We start from the raw sequence: 16841 nt of genomic DNA, 5'->3' as shown, positions 1-16841 counted from the left end.
GAATCCATAGCTTCAATTGCGCAGCGGCTTGCCTTTAGCGAGCATATACTGCATGCGCTGCTGCGTCTTCGGTTCGCCGCAGAGGCTGAGGAACGCCTCGCGTTCCAAATCGAGCATGTACTGCTCGCTGACCGCCGTCCCGGCCGGCACGTGGCCGCCTGTCAGCACATGGGCAAGCTTGCCGGCGATCAATTGGTCGTGCTCGCTGATGTATCCTCCCTGATGCATGCCGCTCACGGCAACTTGCAGGACGGCTTTACCGTTCTCGCCGACGACGCGGATCGGCTCCGGCTGCTGCAGCTCGTAGCCGGCCTGCTCCATGCGGAGTACCGCCTGCTTCGCTTCGTAAATCCGGTGATCGGCGTTGACGACGACCGTATCTTGAGGCCGCAAATAGCCGATTCGCCGCACGTCGTGCCCGCTCGCCGACACTTTGGCCATCGCGATCGTCTCAAACACGCTATTGACGAACGGCTGCAGGTCGACCTCCGGATTGTCGGTCAGCCGGCTGATGCACAGCGCCATCTCTTTGCAGCCGCCGCCTGCCGGGATAAGGCCGACGCCCGTTTCAACGAGCCCGAAATACGTCTCCGCGGAGAAGACGATTTGATCGGCCGGCAGGCATACCTCCACGCCGCCTCCTAGCGTCATGCTATGAGGCGCCGCCACTACAGGCTTTTCAAGCCCTTTGAGCTTCGTCATCGTGTTTTGGAACAAGCGGATAATGCCGTCCACTTCATCCCACTCTTCATCCTGGGCCTCCATCAGAAGCAGCATGAGGTTGGCCCCGACGCAAAAATGTTTGCCTTCGTTCGCGATGACCAGTCCGCGCCAGTTGCGGCGCACTTCGTCTACGCTCTGCGAAATCATCGACAAAATGTCCGCGCCGATCGCATTGTTCGGCGAATGGAACTCGAGACACGCGACGTCGTCCCCGATGTCGATCAAGCTCGCTCCGCTGTTCGAGCGGACCGTTTTGTTTTGCCGCTTGAGCGCCTGCAGCGAAATGTTTTCCGGCCTCGTCTCCAGGCCCCGGTACTCGTTGTGCCAGTAATAAAAAGTGCTTCCGCTGCGTTTTTGGTAAAAACTGTCATATCCTGCCGCAATCCAGTCCTTTACCCAAGCCGGAACCGCGTCTCCTTCCGATTCCATACGCTCTACGGAACTCGCCAGCCCGATGGCGTCCCACGTTTCAAAAGGGCCGAGCTCCCAATTAAAGCCCCATTTGAGCGCCCGATCCACCTCAGCAATCGAATCGGCGATTTCGTCCAGCTTCTCCGCCGAGTACAGCAGCACCGGCTTCAGCAGCCGCCATGCCAACTCGGAATACCGGTCCTTCCCGTTTAGCAGCGCTTGCAATTTGGCCTCGGCCCCTTTGGCCTGCTTCGCCGCTTCCAGCGAGGGCGAGCTTATTTGGCGGCTGGGAGCGTATTCCATCGTCTGCAGGTTCAACGCCAAAATCTCCTTGCCCCCGTCGCCGGCCACTTTTTTATAAAAGCCTTGCCCCCGCTTCTCTCCGAGCCAGCCTTTGGCGACCATCCCGCGAATCGCTTCGGGGGTGCCAAACACCTCTTTTTCCTCCGCGTCAGCCGCATGCCGGAACACATTGTCCGCCACATGGACAAAAGTGTCGAGCCCGACCAGATCGAGCGTCCTCAGCGACGCGCTTTTCGGCCGGCCCATGGCGGGACCGCTCACCGCATCGACTTCTTCCACGGAATAGCCTTTGCTCAGCATTTCGCGCAGTGTGACCAGCAGTCCGTACGTGCCGATCCGGTTGGCAATAAAATTCGGCGTATCTTTCGCCTGCACGACGCCTTTGCCCAGTTTCTTTTCGCCGAATGCCGCCATGAATGCCACGATCGCCGGGTCGGTGCGCTCGCCCGGAATGATTTCGAGCAGCTTCATATAGCGTGGCGGATTGAAAAAATGCGTGCCCAAAAAATGCTTTTTAAACGCGTCGCTGCAGTGTTCGGCCATTTCGCGAATGGAAATGCCGGACGTATTGGAGCTCACGATCGTCCCCGGCGTCCACAGCGCTTCGATACGGCCGAGCAGCTGCTGCTTGATGGGCAAGCTTTCCACGACCGCTTCGATAATCCAATCCACAGCGCCGAGCTTTGGCAAATCGTCTTCGATATTGCCCTGCGTAATTTTTGCGGCAAACGCTTCGCTGAAAAGCGGGGCCGGGTTCGTCTTTTTCAGCTTTTCAACGGCGTTCAGAGCGAGCCGGTTTCTTACTTTGGGATCGTCCGGCGCAAGTCCTGCCGCCTCTTCCTCGGGGAGCAGGCTTGCGGGCACGACATCAAGCAGCAGTACGGGGATGCCGACATTGGCTAAATGAGCGGCGATACCGGAGCCCATCACTCCGGAACCGATAACTGCGGCTGTGCGGATTTTGGTCATAGCGGATAACCTCCTGGGCGTTGTGCTTCGGCCTCGCTTGCAGCGCTTGGCATAAAGCCGAATGCTCATCACAATGATTTTATGCCGTTCCGAATACGGACATTTCCAAAATTTCTGCAATATCGCGCGTTTGTACCCGTTCTTCGATCTCCTTCAGCTTCGTTCCGTCTTCCATCATCGTCAAACAGTACGGGCACGCCGAACCGATCACCGTCGGATTTACGGCCAGCAGTTGCTCGATTCGCGCCAGATTGACGCGCGTGCCTGCGCTCTCCTCCATCCACATCATGCCGCCGCCGGCGCCGCAGCACATGCTGTTTGCGCGCGAGCGCGGCTGCTCGACAAGCCGGACGCCGGGGATCGCTCCAAGCACGCTGCGCGGTTCCTCGTACACTTCGTTATAGCGTCCGAGATAGCAGGAATCGTGATACACAATTCGCTCCCGCACCTCGTGGCGGGGCCGCAGCCGTCCCTCTTTTACCCATAAGGCAAGCAGCTCCGTGTGGTGGTAAACTTCCGCCTGCAGACCGAAGTCCGGATACTCGTTTTTAAACGTATGATACGTGTGCGGGCAGGCCGTGACGATTTTCGTCACATTGTATTTTTGAAAAACCGCGATATTGTCGGCGCACAGCTGCTGAAACAAAAATTCATTGCCCATTCTGCGCGGCGTGTCGCCGGAGTTTTTCTCCTCGCTGCCCAAAATCGCGAAAGAAACGCCGGCTTCGTTCATCAGCCTGACGAAAGCGCGGATCACCTTGCGGCTGCGGTTGTCGTACGAACCCATCGAGCCCACGAAGAGCAAGTATTCGAAATCCGGGTTCTCTTTGACCGTGCGGATGCGAAGCTCGCCGTCCGGGTCGGCCTCCTTCACCCACTTGGCCCGGTCGCTCCTGCTGATGCCCCATGGATTGCCCTGCCTCTCGATATTAAGCAAAGCGCGCTGGCCATCGTGCGGCATGCTGCCCTGCGTAAGGACGAGATGCCTGCGCATATCGACGATTTTGTCCACGTGCTCGTTGCCGACCGGGCATTGGTCCTCGCAATTGCGGCATGTCGTGCAGGCCCACAGCTCCTCCTCCGTGATGACGCCGCCGATCAGCTCGGTCGCAAGCGGGTTCGGATCGCCGCCCCCGGCAAAAGCGAACGCCGGAACCCACGGCGATTTGGAGGTGACCGCTGCGCCTTTTACCGTTAAATGATCGCGCAGCTTGGTGATCAGATGCATCGGCGACAGCATTTTGCCCGTCGTATGAGCCGGACAGACGCTCGTGCAGCGGCCGCACTCCACACAGGCGTACAAATCGAGCATCTGCTTTTGCGTAAAATCTTCGACCTTCCCGGCGCCGAACGATTCCGCTTGCTCATCTTCCAGATCGAGCGTGCTCAGCTTCCCAGTCGGCCCCGTGCGGCGCAGCAAAATGTTGACCGGCGCCGTTATCATATGGAAATGTTTGGACTGAGGCACATAAACCAGAAAAGACAAAAGAATCAGCAAATGAACCCACCAGCCCGCATAAAAAGCCGCCGCTGCCGCAGATCGGGACATCCCGCCGAAAACGCCCGCAAGGAGCGACGAAATCGGCGCGAGCGCAGAGGGTTCCAATCCTTCCCGCAGCCGTTCGAAGCCCATCGTGAAGAGCACCGACAGCATCAAAAAGAAGATGAAAAACAGTACGGCGCTCGGTTTCCAGCCCCTTTTGAGCCGCTGCAGCTTTTCGACGTAACGCCTGTAAGCCGCATAGCCGATAGCCAGCACGATGAGCGCCGCCGTCAACTCCTGAACGAAACCGAACCATGCGTACCCGGGAATCGGCAGCCCTTTTCCGATCAGCCCTTTCACAATCAGGTCCAGCGCCCCCAGCTGCAAAATAAGAAAGCCGTAAAAAATGACGATGTGCATCACCCCGCTCCGGCGGTCTTTCAGCAGCTTCGTCTGCCCGAATACCTGGACCGCGAATTCGCGCAGCCGCTCCTTCACCTCCCTGTTCAAATTCACCGGCTTTCCGAGACGAATGTACAAATAGCGGCGATATACAGCCAAGCCGAACAAATAAACCGCATATCCGGCCACCGCAACAAACAGCGCAAACTGAACGAACGTACCGTTCACATCGATCACCCTCCCGGAAACCAACTTTTTTCAAAACACAGCATCGGACAACGCAAAAAAGCAACATTCACCCGCTATGGCAACCATACGTGAACAATGCTTCATAGATGCTGCGACCTGTGCGTGAGCTCCGGCTTGCTGCGTTTTCCGTAAACCATTCATTGACAGGGGGTCAGCCTTATTTTATGATGAAATTGCCAAATGAATGAGTATTCATTCAGAAATATTTGTATTCTACACCGGGGTGATCCGATTGACAAGCGGCAAAAAGCCTGATAAATATTACGCGATTCTCGAAGGCGCCCTCCGGGTTTTTGCTGAACACGGCTTCCACCGTTCGCAAGTATCGCGGATAGCCAAAGAAGCTGGCGTTGCGGACGGCACCATCTATTTGTACTTCAAGCGCAAGGAGGATATTTTGACCGGCTTGTTCCGGGAAAAGCTCGGCGAGCTTGTTGAAAAGTTCAACAGCGGACTCGACGAGCGCATGAGCGCCAAAGAAGCGCTGTACAAAGTGTGCGAGATCCACTTTTCGGAGTTGGAAGCCAATCTCCCACTCGCCTACGTTACCCAAATTGAGCTGCGGCAAAGCGACCTGGAGCTGCGCAAAGAAATCGGCACCGCCGTCAAGCCATATATTGTTCTGATCGAAAATATACTGGAAAAAGGCAAGCAAGACGGCAACTTCCGCGCCGATCTGGACGTCAAGCTCGTCAGGCTCCTCCTGTTCGGAGCGATGGACGAAGTCGTCACCTCCTGGCTCATCTCCGGGCAAAAGTACCGTTTATCCGCGCAGGTGAAGGGCACGATCGATTTTTTCATGAAAGGCGTCGAAAGCTAGCACTCTCTACATGTATATTCGGAAAGGAGCTTGGCTATGGACATTTTTGTACTGCTGAAGCAAACGTTCGATACGGAGGAAAAAATCGCCGTCGAAGGCGGAGCGATTGTGGAGGAAGGCGTTAAATTTGTCATTAACCCATACGACGAATATGCCGTCGAGCAAGCGATACGGATCCGCGACGGTCTCGGAGGCAAAGTGACTCTGCTCTCCGTCGGTCCCGAACGGACGGCGGAAGCGCTGCGGACTGCGCTCGCGATGGGGGCGGACGAGGCCGTGCTGATTGCAGACAGCCGCATTAGCGGGGATGAATACGAAGTTGCCGAAATTTTGGCCGCTTATTTGAAGACGCAGCCTGTCGACCTGATTCTCGGCGGCAATTTTTCCGTCGACAACGGTTCCGGCCAGGTGGCGGTTCGGCTGGCCGCCCTGCTCGGCCTCCCGCATGCAGGAGCCGTAACGAAGCTGGACATCGCGGGCGGCATTGCTGCCGCGCAGCGCGACGCCGAGGGCGACACCGAGGTGATCGAAGTCCCGCTCCCCGCCCTTTTCACTGCTCAGCAGGGCTTGAACGAGCCTCGTTACCCTTCTCTTCCCGGCATCATGAAAGCCAAGAAAAAGCCGTTCCGGCAGCTCACTCTTGACGATATCGGCGCTGCCGGGACCGCCGCCCGTACGGTTCGCGTCGGGCTCGCGCTCCCGCCGCAGCGCAAGGCGGGCCGGATTTTGCAAGGCGACATTCAGCAGCAGGCCGCCGAACTCGCGCTGGCTCTGCGGAGCGAGTCCAAAGTTATCTGAAAAAAGGATACCGAAGGAGGATGTTTGCATGGCACAACCATTTCTCGTTGTTGCGGAAGCCCGCGGTGGCAAGCTTCGCCAAGTATCGCTCGAAACGCTGCGCGCGGCCCGGCTGTCCGCGGAGGCGGACGACCGCATAGCGGCTGCGCTCATTGGCGGTCCCGGCAGCAAAGCGCATGCCGGGCAATTGGCGGCCTGCGGCGCCGATGCCGTCTACGCCGTTGAGCACCCGGATTTGGACGCGTACAATCCGGAAGCTTATTTGGCCGCCCTGCTTGAAGTCGTACGGACCGCAGGGGCGAAAGCCGTTTTCTTCGGCCACACGGCCGTCGGCCGGGATTTGGCCCCGCTCGCGGCCGCGAAGCTGCAAGCCGGCCAGCTCTCGGACGTTACCGCCATCGAGCGCGGCACGGATGGTGTCGTCTTTACCCGCCCGCTTTACGCAGGCAAAGCCGTCGAAAAGAAAGCGTTTGCCGATCCGGATGGAACGTGGATCGTGACGATCCGGCCGAACAACATCGCAGCCCCGGAGCCTGACGCTTCGCGTCAAGCCGCCGTCATCGATGTTGCCTATCCCGCTCCCTCCCTGCGCGCCGTCGTCAGGGAGGTCGTCCGTAAAACGTCCGGCGCCATCGATTTGGCGGAAGCCAAAATCGTCGTCTCCGGCGGACGGGGCGTGCGCAGCGAAGATGGCTTCAAGCCGCTCGAAGAGCTGGCTGCCGGCCTCGGCGGCGCTGTCGGGGCTTCCCGCGGAGCGTGCGACGCGGGGTACTGCGACTACGCGATGCAGATCGGCCAGACCGGCAAGGTCGTGACGCCGGTCCTCTACATCGCGTGCGGCATCAGCGGCGCCATCCAGCATTTGGCGGGGATGAGCGGATCGCGCGTCATCGTCGCGATCAACAAGGACCCGGAGGCGCCGATCTTCAAAGTCGCCGACTACGGCATCGTCGGCGATCTGTTCGAGGTCGTGCCGCTGCTGACCGCGGAGTTCCGCAAGCTGCTGCCGTAGGTGATGCCGGCCCGGTTCCCCCGCTGCTGCAAATGCTAAAATGGAGCCGGGCGGCTCATTTTCTCCTGCTGCATGCACCGCGTGGACGTCACCTCAGATTCACTGCACAAAGCGCAGGCTGTGCCCCCACGTCAATGTCGATAGCCGCGATCTGCCTGGCGGTGCGAAGAAAACCTGCAAAAATACATGAATTTGCGTCCTTGATCGCTGTCCACGAACAATTCCTGCAAAAGTATAGGCTTTTCACCGAACGCATAGACTCATACTTACTTTCAGCGAAAATTCCTGCACTTTTGCAGGTTTTTCGCCAAAACAAGCCATTTCAGGAAGAAAAACCTGCACTTTCGCAGGTTTTCTCCCTAGTAAGCTGATATTTGCCCAATCGTGCAGTTCCACGACCTACGGGAGAGGCGCATCACAAGTAATACGCCGTGTTTCCATTTCTGTTTAGCCACTCTTCCTGAAGAAGACCCATGATCACCTGATCCCTGAAGCCATTCATCGTCCACAAGGCTTTACGCCGTACACCCTCAACATTGAAGCCTACTTTTTCGTAACACCGAATCGCTCGTTTGTTATCAGCAAACGTGTCAATGTCAATACGGTTTAGGTTATAGCGCGCAAATAGAATCTTTACAAATTCCGACAATGCAGCCGTCCCGTACCCTTTGCCCCAATAGCGGCGGTCACCGATCAGCATGCCAATTGTTGCCCTTCGCGCTAACCGATCCATATTGTTGAAGGAAATCTGGCCAATTACTATAGGCTCCTCTTGAGCATCCTCTTGTACCTCAATCACAAAAGCGCGCTGCGTATCTTGGGGTGACTGTTTTCTGACCTCTTCAACTAACTGCTCTCGTGCAGGAATCGCATTGCCAAACCCTCCTGCCGCCCAGAACATCACTTCTTCATCCAACTTAAACTTATAGATCGTATCCACATCGCGGAGTTCAACCGGTCGAATATTAACCATAAATTAGGCCCCTCTCATAAATTTAATAATTTTATGTTAGATGATTCCAGATAGCTAATCAAGTAGAATGAAGCATCATCCATCAGGCCCTCTGCGGACTGGATGATGTTGATGCAGCACGCAACCAAGCCGGGAGCTGCCTTGCAGCGATTCTATCCGTCGCCGAATCGCCGACGCTGATTTTACTCTTTCACCCACACGACCGAATAGCGCCAAAACAAGTGAAGCTTGAATCGATGGGAAGGCAGATGGGCATCGTACAGCTTTTTAAGCTCATGCGAAGTCATTTACACGTCATTCGCGCGGTGCTCTTGCCAGGCCAACTTCTCGGCTTCCGTCTGCCACGCTTTTTTCCGCCACAAATGCAATCGGCTGTACAGCGCTGCCCACAGGTTGGCGAGCTGTTCCCATCTGCTCTGCTCATACAGATCCAGAATGGCGAGCGCGCCGCCCGGGCGAAGCGCTTTTTTCAGCTTGGGCAGCAGCAGGCCGAGATCCAGGTGGTGGAAAACGGCAAGCGAAGCGATGAAATCGAGCGATCGTTCCTTTAACGGCAGTTCCATAATATCGGCGTTCCGCAGCCGATATCCAGTGCGTGCCCGCAATTGCGAGGAATGTACTGCGCCAAAAACCGGTGATCGTGCGAGTTGTGATTCCATTTCTCCCGCTCCACGCCTGCAAGCTTGGCCGGTCTGCCGCGGCTGGGAGACATATGTATAAAAATTCGGTATTTTGTGCGGAAGTCCAGCGGCCCATTTCCCGTATTCGGGCAAATTCCGCCGTTTTGGCCGATTAAGCTGCCATGGAACAATGGAAAAATGCCGGCATTTTGGCTGGGAGCCGAACTCTGTTTTTCTCGCTGTAGCTACGTTTTTCTCGGATTCTCAAAAAGTCCCTAAAACCGTAAATTTAGACCCTAAAATGTGGTATTCTATATATGGGAGGTTGATATTGGTGAAAAAGGAAGATGCTATCATCCTGGCGTACCAAATCGCTACGCTTGATCGTCCTACGGAAGAAATCCTAGACGTTCTCGCCCGCTTGGAGTACGAGCGAGTGCTGGAGCTGCTGCTCATACTTCGGCAGTCTCCAAGAGAAGTCAAATCACCGGTCAATTTTCTTCGCCGGGCGATTGCCGAGGGCTGGACGGCGGAAACTATTCCGGAAAAACTGAATAGGAAGGAGCAAAACATATTGGTTAGAGGCTACGTTCGGCGCGGCGCGTCTCAAGAAGAGGCGGACGCTAGGGCGCTACAAAGCCAGCGGAGAATAATCAGCGGGGAATAGGGTGTACGAAAAGTCGGCTGCAGCTCGCCCGTGAGTATACTTTTTTCACTTCCGGATCTCGCTTGCGGTATACCTTATTGGCCCCGATCGGCACGAGCCGGTGAAATTCGGTTTCCGAAATTTGCCTATGAGAAAGTAAAAAAAATGAGAGTTGGTTATATGATGTTTGAAACGAAACCTGATGTCAAATATGTGTATGCGAATGCAGCTCGTAATGTTTTTATTGAGGAGCCTGCGGGGTTACCGTTAGAACCATCTGTTATGTTGAATTTTTATATGGGTCGAAACTCGTATTATCAAGGTGGCGCTGGGCAAATCTCTCCCAATGTTTTTATAGGTCGGTACTGTTCTATTGCTAGAAATGTTTGTTTAGGTGCTTCTCAGCATCCAATGGATCATCTAACTACTGGTATATTGAATATTGCTCAAAATGATGATGTTGAGATAAGCCCACAAGAAAAAGATACGGTTATTGGTTCGGATGTTTGGATTGGTTTGAATGCCATTATTATGAATGGCGTGAATATTGGTCATGGCGCCGTTATTGGTGCAGGTGCTGTTGTAACTAAGGATGTGCCGCCTTATGCGATTGTCGGGGGTGTTCCAGCGAAATTGATTAGATATCGTTTTGATTTGGAAACTCGCTTGGAATTGTTGGAGTCTGAATGGTGGGAATATGATAACGATGAATTGATTACATTGCCTAAAGATGATGTAAAAGCTTGTATTGAATATTTTAAAAGAAAAAGAAATTCCATAACGTGAAGGAAACTGAGAGGAGGAGATAGTTTTGGCAAGAACAACTAGTGCAGACAGAAGGCCAAGAATTGATATTAGCCATGGTGCAAAAGCTAGGCTGCGTGAGATACGGAAAGAACTACGATTCAGCATGGACACCGATGTGATTGCCTATTTGCTGGAAATGTATGAAGTGAAGAAAAACAGCATCACGCTTGCGCAGGACGAGGAAGTTCGGCGGCGAGCTGCCGAACTGAATGCTCAACAAATATTGTAGGATGAGGGAATATGTCATGTATGGAAAATTTTTAAATTGTCGATGTTCGGGGCTAACTCGGGGCTAAAGCCCAATCGGCGGCAGACACCGCATAAAAGACTGTCCCAAGATCATTGACCTTAGGACAGTCTTTTTCATAGGCCCGCCTATTCCAGTGTAAGCCATCTATCGTCCACCTCCCGAAATTAACGATAAAGGATCACGCGGCGTGAGAGTCAATATGTTTAAAACCCGGCATTCCAAAAAAATAGATGGCGTCCGTCCGCCACCTACAATTGCGCATATGATTCCAGCCATTGCAAAATGTCCCGCATCACTTCATCCCGGTTGATCTCGTTCAGCATCTCGTGGCGTCCGTCCGGATACAGCCTGCCGGTCACCTGCCGCAAGCCGAGCTCGCGGTACATGTCGAGCAGCCGCCGAACCCCTTTGCCGCAATCGCCGACCGGATCCCGATCCCCCGAAAAAACAAAAATCGGCAAATCTTTGCGGATTTGGACCAGCAGCTTCGGCTGATGAATGGTTTTGAGCCCTTTGAAAAAATCCCGGTAAAACCCGGCTGTAAAAACGGCGCCGCAGTAAGGATCGGCGATGTAAGCGTCGACTTCCAGCGGGTCCCGGCTGAGCCAATCCGCCGCTGTGCGGTTAGGCGCAAATTTTTTGTTATACGCTCCAAAAGTAAGCGCATGAATGATGCCGCTGCGATGATCGTCCCCTCTAAGCCAGGCTTCAACGGCCGCGATGGCCAGACCCGCTTCGAGAACCGGCCCCTGTTTGCCGTTCGACCCGGACAAAAGAACACCTTGCACCCGATCCGGATGCTCCGCCATGTAGGTTGCCATGTACAATTGCACGACAAACGATCCCATGCTGTGTCCCATGACGAACAGCGGCGAATCGCTATCGTAGCGGGAACGCACATATTCGGTAATTCCCGCCGTGTGCCATGCCATCCTGTGAAAGCTATTTTGCCCCAAAATGCCTACCCGATCCGGCAAACCGGCCGTTCGTCCATGGCCAATCTGATCATGGGCAAAAACCGCGTAACCATGCGCTGCCAAAACTTCGGCAAACCGCTTGTAGCGCCCTGCCGTTTCCGACATGCCGTGTACGATCTGCACGATGCCCTTAACACCGGACTCTTCCTCTGGAAGCCATTCGTATACGAAAATTTCCGTGTCCTCCGTGTCCAGCCAAATGAAATTCCGCTCCCGCATAGGCTCCTCCCGCCAAATTGTCGTTACTCTCAGTATAAAGGCTTCAAGCATACGAAAACAGCCCCCTTTCCAAAGAAAGAGAGCTGGCGGCAAGTCGTCATCGGGACGGATCGCGGTTCAGGTGTACAGGCAGGCGTCAGGCGTTCAGGCTTTGCTCTGCTTGACGGCTTTTACCGCTTGAAGCTGCTGCGCTTGAGATTCGAATCTTTTGCGTTCTGTCCGGTCAATCTGAGCGATTTTCCCGTCGTGAACTACAATTTGTACAGAGCCGTACTCCATCCCGTTAAGCATTTGTTTGATTCTGTCCACCCAAATATCATCCAGTTCCAAAGGTTTGGCCATCATGAATCCCTCCAACTATTAAATCGTCCAATCGTTCCATTCTTTTTTGCGTTTCTGTACAAAAGACAGCCAATCCGCTGTTTTCTCGAACAGCTCTTTGGTGGCGGAAGCAGTCGAGTACGTATGATCTGCATGATAAATAAGTTCGATGTCGCACTGGCCTTCTTTGCGGAGCCAGAACATTTTTTGATAAAGCGGGGCGTAGTCGACCGGAATCGTCTCGTCGGCCGTACCATGTATGACGAGCACGTCACCGTTGAACTTGCGAAGCTGCTCGAACGGCTGGTGCCGGGATAACGACTCGAAGAAACGGCTTGTCAGCATATAGCCATGATGATCGATCGAGCCTCCCTGCGGCAGTTTTTCATATTCGCTTTTGCCGACGATTCTTACGATATCGTTGTGCGGATGTGCGACGGCAGACCACAGCACGAGCGTTTTTACGCGATGATCTTTGGCTGCGGTCAACAGCGCGGCAGCTCCTCCGAGGCTGTGCCCCACGAGAATAACCCGGCTTAAATCCACGCAATCGATCGTAAGCGCATAATCGATAACGCTGCGGGTCTGATCGATCAGAACGTCAAGACCGCCGGCTCCGTAATCGCCTGTGCTTTCGCCGCAGCCTCCGTAATCAAACCGAAGAACGAGGTACCCCTTGGCGCTGAACTCACGAGCAGCTTTAACGAACAATCGATCTACCCCAATCCGGCTGCCGATGAAACCGTGGCAAATAATAATAAGCGGCCAGCGCTCGCAATCGGTTGTCGGAGCCCCCTGCGCAGTATGGGTCGGGTAATGCAGCGTCGCTGCCAATTCGGTATTGTCGCTCTGAATCGTGATCGTATGTTCCATGGGAAGACTTCCTTTCTTCGTGTCAAGTTGATCTGTTATGTTGAACCGGTGCGGATACTTCTTCTCCAGCTTCTAGGGTTTCCCGGTCAGATAAACGGTATCCGAACAAAAACGTCCTGTCCTGCCCCGCCCTTCCGCCCGCTGCACCGCTTTTGGAGTGTTAAAGTAAACGCTGTTCTTATCCAAGCCAACCCCTCTCGCGCTGCCATTAAAATAATTTTGAATAAAATGCCCAGCTGCCGCTGGAATTTACAAAATTACCGACATCATCTCCGGAGGTCCGGTGGATAATAATTAATAATTCCGATGTGTTTACTATGATTAATTTACATTTATATTAGCACCACCCCGAAGAGGTGTCAATGCTGTTTTTGGAATATTTTTCGCAGCTCCCTCTTGACGACAAAAAGCCGCCAGTCAGGCGGCTTTTTCCGAAGCTCGTCTTATTTTCCGTTACCGTCAATCAGGTTCCCCAAGCCTCCCAGAACGCTGCCCTCCTCTTTGCGCCCGAAAGGGCCGGAGGCCGCTACGATGCGATCAGCCAAACGGCTGAACGGCAGCGATTGGATCCAAACGCGTCCGGGACCTCTAAGCGTTGCGAAGAACAGCCCCTCGCCGCCGAACAGCGCCGTTTTCACGCCTCGCACCATTTCGATGTCGTAATCCAAATCTTGCGTCATAGCGACGAGACAGCCCGTATCCACGCGGATCATCTCCCCGTGGCGGAGCACTCTCTCGCAGATGGTGCCGCCGGCATGGACGAAGGCGAGGCCGTCGCCCTCAATCTTTTGCATGATGAAGCCCTCGCCACCGAAAAAACCCGCCCCCAGCTTGCGTTGGAACGCGATGCCGAGCGAAACTCCTTTTGCCGCGCAGAGAAAAGAATCCTTTTGACAGATCAGCTTGCCGTCCAGCTGCCGCAGGTCCATAGCCATGATTTTGCCGGGATACGGCGCCGCAAAGGCGACCTGCTCTCTGCCATCGTAGCTGCGGTTCGTAAAAATGGTCATGAACATGCTCTCGCCCGTTAAAAGACGCTTGCCTGCACGAACAGCTTGCCCATAAAGCCTTTATTATCGTTGCTTCCGTCGCCAAATATGGTTTCCATCTGTATGTTTTGATCCATCATCATCATGCTACCGGCTTCCGCAACGACGCTTTCCCCCGGATCAAGCTCGATTTCCACGTACTGCATTTCGTTCCCTAAAATCCGATAATCGATTTCGTGTGCGTTCATCAAATTACTCCACCTAAAATGTATACAAATTAGTATTGTATACGGCCTAAGGCAGCGAGAGTTTCATGAAGGCCGGAACTTCTTACAGCGGATTTCGTTCGGCTTTGCGCTTTTTCCTTGCTTCGTAGCGGGAGTGGGCGGTTTCGAACAGCCTCTTCTCCTCCTCGGTTTCCGGGATGACCGCGGGTACAGGGCAAGGCTGCCCTTGATCATCCAATGCGACGAATGTCAAGTACGAAGTTGCCGTCGTTTTCTTTTCTCCTGTCAGCAAATTTTCCGATTCCACTTTCACGTACACTTCCATGGAGCTGCGGTGCGTCCAGGTGACAAAAGCTTCCAGCTGAATCGCTTCGCCAAGCTTGACCGGGGCCAAAAAGTCCAGGCTGTCGCTGGAAGCCGTCACAACGGACCGGCGGGAATGGCGCATGCTGGCTATAGTTGCCACCTTGTCGATAAAATGCATGACGCGGCCGCCGAACATCGTATTGTGAAAGTTCGTATCGGCCGGAAAAATAATTTCGGTCATAATCGTGCGGGACAATCTGGCTGGTTTGGCTTCCAATGCAATTTCCTCCTGATGATAACTTGCCATGCCATGCTTGTGAAAAAGCCGAATTTACTCGTAATTCAGCTTCAATGCGGATGCCGCCTGCTTGGCGCGGCTTCTCGCTTCTTCGACCGTCTCGGCGCTGCTGAGCGCGACCGCCATGCGGCGTCCCGTTTTCGTCTCGGGCTTGCCGAATACGCGAACTTGCGTGTTCGGTACGGACAGCGCATCCTCCAGCCCGCTGATCGTGTAGGACACTTGCTCCCGGTCCGCTTTCAGCGTATAGCTCGCTCCCGGCGTCAAGAGCCGAATGCCGGTTATCGGCAGTCCGAGAATAGCTCTCGCATGCAACGCGAATTCCGTCAAATCCTGGGTCGCCATCGTCACCATGCCCGTATCGTGCGGCCGCGGGGAAACTTCACTGAAATAGACGCCGTCCTGCGAAAGGAACAGCTCGACCCCGTAGATACCGTAGCCCCCGAGCGCATCCGTAATCGTTTTGGCGATATGCCGGGCTTCGGCAATGTGCGCTTCGCTCATGGCATGAGGCTGCCACGATTCTATGTAGTCGCCGTCTTTTTGAATATGCCCGATCGGCTCGCAATACGTCGTTCCCGATACGGAACGGACCGTGAGCAGCGTAATTTCCGAATCAAAATGGATGAACTCCTCGATGATGACGCGGCCGTTCTTGGCGCGCCCGCCTTCCATCGCATAGTTCCAGGACTGCTCCGCGTCTTCCGGCTTCCGGCATACGCTTTGCCCTTTGCCGGAGGAGCTCATGATCGGCTTGATCACGCAAGGCGTTCCAATGCGCACCACAGCTTCTTTCAACTCCTCAAGCGTATCGGCGAACGCATATTTCGCGGTGCGCAGCTGCAGCGTTTCCGCCGCCAGACGGCGAATGCCCTCGCGGTCCATCGTCAGACGGGATGCCGTTGCGGTAGGGATGACGCGAAAGCCCTCCTTCTCCAGCTCGACGAGCACAGGCGTGGCAATCGCTTCGATTTCCGGCACGATCAAATCCGGGCGCTCCTGTTCAATCAAGCTTCTCAGCTGCTCGCCATCCAGCATGTCGATGACATGGCTGCGATGCGCGACTTGCATGGCTGGCGCGTTCGCATACCGGTCGACGGCAATCGTTTCGATCCCGAGCCGCTGCGCTTCAATGACGACCTCCTTGCCGAGCTCTCCGGAACCGAGCAGCATCATTTTTTTCGCGCGGGGGGTTAAAGGTGCTCCGTACATGAATCAAGTTCCTCCTGACTGCACTTTCGATCATTTTTACCTGTCTTATTGTAAAGGATTTGTTTATGAAAAGATAGATTTAAGCAGCAGTTTGCGCAGAACGGGGGCAAGCTGCTCCGGAAGTTCGCCAACGTTCGGCACGACGATGCTGCTGCGCCCGTAAATGTTGCGCATCGTCAACTGCTGCGTCTCATGAACCTGGCCGTTCGCAAGGAAGACGCTGATCACTTCCAGCCCCTGGCGGCGCGCTTGCAGAACGGCCTCACAGGTGTCGAGGATGCCCGCATCGTTGTAATTCGCTGCCGAAGGCTCGCCATCCGAGAACACCAGGAGCACGCGCTGCCGCTCAGGCCGCCGCAGCAGCCGCTCCGCCATGCGGCGGATCGCGAAGCCGTCGCGGTTGTCCTGCTGCGGCTCAAGCGCGAGCAGAGCCGCTCCGCTTCCGGGCGCGCAGGAGGAGCCGAAGTCGACCGCAACCTGGAACAGGTTGGGCGCTTCCTGCTCCGTGACGCGGTCCGCGTCCTCCCAGAATCCCACCACCTCGTGGGGGATTCGCAAAAACTTCAGGGTCTCGTGGAACATCACGAGCCCGAGCTTCGTTTCGTCCATTTTGTCGTACATGGACGCCGAGCAGTCGACGAGCAGCGCGAACGCTGCGTCGAGCTGCGGCACAGGCGCGCGCTTCTTGTAGAAGAGGCGCGGCGCCTCCTCGACCACGGCTCGCGTCAAGCGCTTGTCGAGCCGCCCGAACAGCCGATCGCCGCGCGGGGCGATCCGCTTCTGCTCCAGCGTGCGCCGTATCGCGCGCCGGAGCTTGTTCGCGAGCGGCGCCACACGCTCGCTCATGCGCCTGTAGGCGGCCTCCTGCTCCGCGGTAGGCCGCCCAGGCGCCAGCCACGTCGCCGTCGCGCGCACGCCGGCGACGACCTTCCCGTGCCCTGCGGCTGCGGGCA

16 protein-coding genes and 1 pseudogene are annotated in these 16841 nt (G+C 55.3%); 6 read left to right on the top strand and 11 right to left on the bottom strand.

The annotated features are described in order from the left end of the window. Positions 1–12 precede the first annotated feature (12 nt). Positions 13–2406, bottom strand: a complete 2394-nt coding sequence (locus AC6RNO_RS00085) for a 3-hydroxyacyl-CoA dehydrogenase NAD-binding domain-containing protein (protein ID WP_497104142.1) — start codon at positions 2404–2406, stop codon at positions 13–15. A 79-nt stretch (positions 2407–2485) separates the two neighbouring features. Next, positions 2486–4519 carry a heterodisulfide reductase-related iron-sulfur binding cluster gene (locus AC6RNO_RS00080; RefSeq protein WP_497104141.1) on the bottom strand — a complete coding sequence of 678 codons (2034 nt, stop codon included), beginning with the start codon at positions 4517–4519 and terminating at the stop codon, positions 2486–2488. Between the two features lie 205 nt (positions 4520–4724). On the opposite strand from AC6RNO_RS00080, the gene fadR reads away from it, so the two are divergent. The 3 genes from fadR to AC6RNO_RS00065 are packed head-to-tail and all read left to right on the top strand — an operon-like array spanning position 4725 to position 7170. Further along, positions 4725–5360: a fatty acid metabolism transcriptional regulator FadR gene (fadR, locus tag AC6RNO_RS00075; protein ID WP_497104140.1), complete on the top strand. Its 636-nt coding sequence runs from the start codon at positions 4725–4727 to the stop codon at positions 5358–5360. A gap of 36 nt (positions 5361–5396) precedes the next feature. Further along, positions 5397–6158, top strand: coding sequence for an electron transfer flavoprotein subunit beta/FixA family protein (locus AC6RNO_RS00070; RefSeq protein WP_497104139.1), 762 nt, complete (start codon positions 5397–5399; stop codon positions 6156–6158). Positions 6159–6186: 28 nt separating this feature from the next. Continuing rightward, a complete protein-coding gene (locus tag AC6RNO_RS00065) occupies positions 6187–7170 on the top strand; it encodes an FAD-binding protein (protein ID WP_497104138.1) in 984 nt (327 codons plus the stop codon). A gap of 415 nt (positions 7171–7585) precedes the next feature. Here the strand turns inward: AC6RNO_RS00065 and AC6RNO_RS00060 are convergent, their stop codons facing one another. Together AC6RNO_RS00060 and AC6RNO_RS00055 are read right to left on the bottom strand one after the other, a co-directional pair. After that, on the bottom strand, positions 7586–8143 hold the full coding sequence (locus AC6RNO_RS00060) for a GNAT family N-acetyltransferase (protein ID WP_497104137.1): 558 nt from the start codon (positions 8141–8143) through the stop codon (positions 7586–7588). 287 nt (positions 8144–8430) lie between these two features. Next, complete coding sequence (locus AC6RNO_RS00055; protein ID WP_497104136.1) at positions 8431–8802, bottom strand: methyltransferase domain-containing protein; 372 nt, start codon at positions 8800–8802, stop codon at positions 8431–8433. Between the two features lie 295 nt (positions 8803–9097). On the opposite strand from AC6RNO_RS00055, the gene AC6RNO_RS00050 reads away from it, so the two are divergent. The 3 genes from AC6RNO_RS00050 (at position 9098) to AC6RNO_RS00040 (ending at position 10445) form a co-directional block, all read left to right on the top strand. Continuing rightward, complete coding sequence (locus tag AC6RNO_RS00050) at positions 9098–9430, top strand: hypothetical protein (RefSeq protein WP_497104135.1); 333 nt, start codon at positions 9098–9100, stop codon at positions 9428–9430. A gap of 144 nt (positions 9431–9574) precedes the next feature. Next, entirely contained in the window at positions 9575–10195 is a 621-nt protein-coding gene (locus tag AC6RNO_RS00045; RefSeq protein WP_474687158.1) for a CatB-related O-acetyltransferase, read from the top strand. 25 nt (positions 10196–10220) lie between these two features. Beyond that, positions 10221–10445: a hypothetical protein gene (locus tag AC6RNO_RS00040; protein WP_474687160.1), complete on the top strand. Its 225-nt coding sequence runs from the start codon at positions 10221–10223 to the stop codon at positions 10443–10445. A gap of 269 nt (positions 10446–10714) precedes the next feature. Here the strand turns inward: AC6RNO_RS00040 and AC6RNO_RS00035 are convergent, their stop codons facing one another. From AC6RNO_RS00035 to AC6RNO_RS00005, 7 genes and pseudogenes are all read right to left on the bottom strand, one after another. Further along, positions 10715–11713 (bottom strand): alpha/beta fold hydrolase, encoded by a 999-nt coding sequence (locus tag AC6RNO_RS00035; RefSeq protein ID WP_497104134.1) that lies wholly within the window; start codon positions 11711–11713, stop codon positions 10715–10717. Between the two features lie 93 nt (positions 11714–11806). Beyond that, positions 11807–12004, bottom strand: a complete 198-nt coding sequence (locus AC6RNO_RS00030) for a YezD family protein (RefSeq protein ID WP_474687170.1) — start codon at positions 12002–12004, stop codon at positions 11807–11809. Positions 12005–12022: 18 nt separating this feature from the next. Continuing rightward, positions 12023–12856: an alpha/beta hydrolase family protein gene (locus tag AC6RNO_RS00025; protein WP_474687162.1), complete on the bottom strand. Its 834-nt coding sequence runs from the start codon at positions 12854–12856 to the stop codon at positions 12023–12025. Positions 12857–13299: 443 nt separating this feature from the next. After that, a pseudogene (locus AC6RNO_RS00020) lies at positions 13300–14093 on the bottom strand (TIGR00266 family protein). 82 nt (positions 14094–14175) lie between these two features. Continuing rightward, positions 14176–14655 carry an acyl-CoA thioesterase gene (locus AC6RNO_RS00015; RefSeq protein WP_474687165.1) on the bottom strand — a complete coding sequence of 160 codons (480 nt, stop codon included), beginning with the start codon at positions 14653–14655 and terminating at the stop codon, positions 14176–14178. Positions 14656–14709: 54 nt separating this feature from the next. Continuing rightward, positions 14710–15888, bottom strand: coding sequence for a formate-dependent phosphoribosylglycinamide formyltransferase (gene purT, locus AC6RNO_RS00010; RefSeq protein ID WP_474687166.1), 1179 nt, complete (start codon positions 15886–15888; stop codon positions 14710–14712). Positions 15889–15951: 63 nt separating this feature from the next. Further along, the coding region (locus AC6RNO_RS00005; protein WP_497104133.1) for a cobaltochelatase CobT-related protein at positions 15952–16841 on the bottom strand (890 nt) is incomplete at its 5' end.

The organism is Paenibacillus sp. sgz302190 (genome assembly GCF_059820445.1).
Note: the sequence above shows the minus strand (reverse complement) of the source record. Positions and strands in the feature narration are given on the sequence as shown.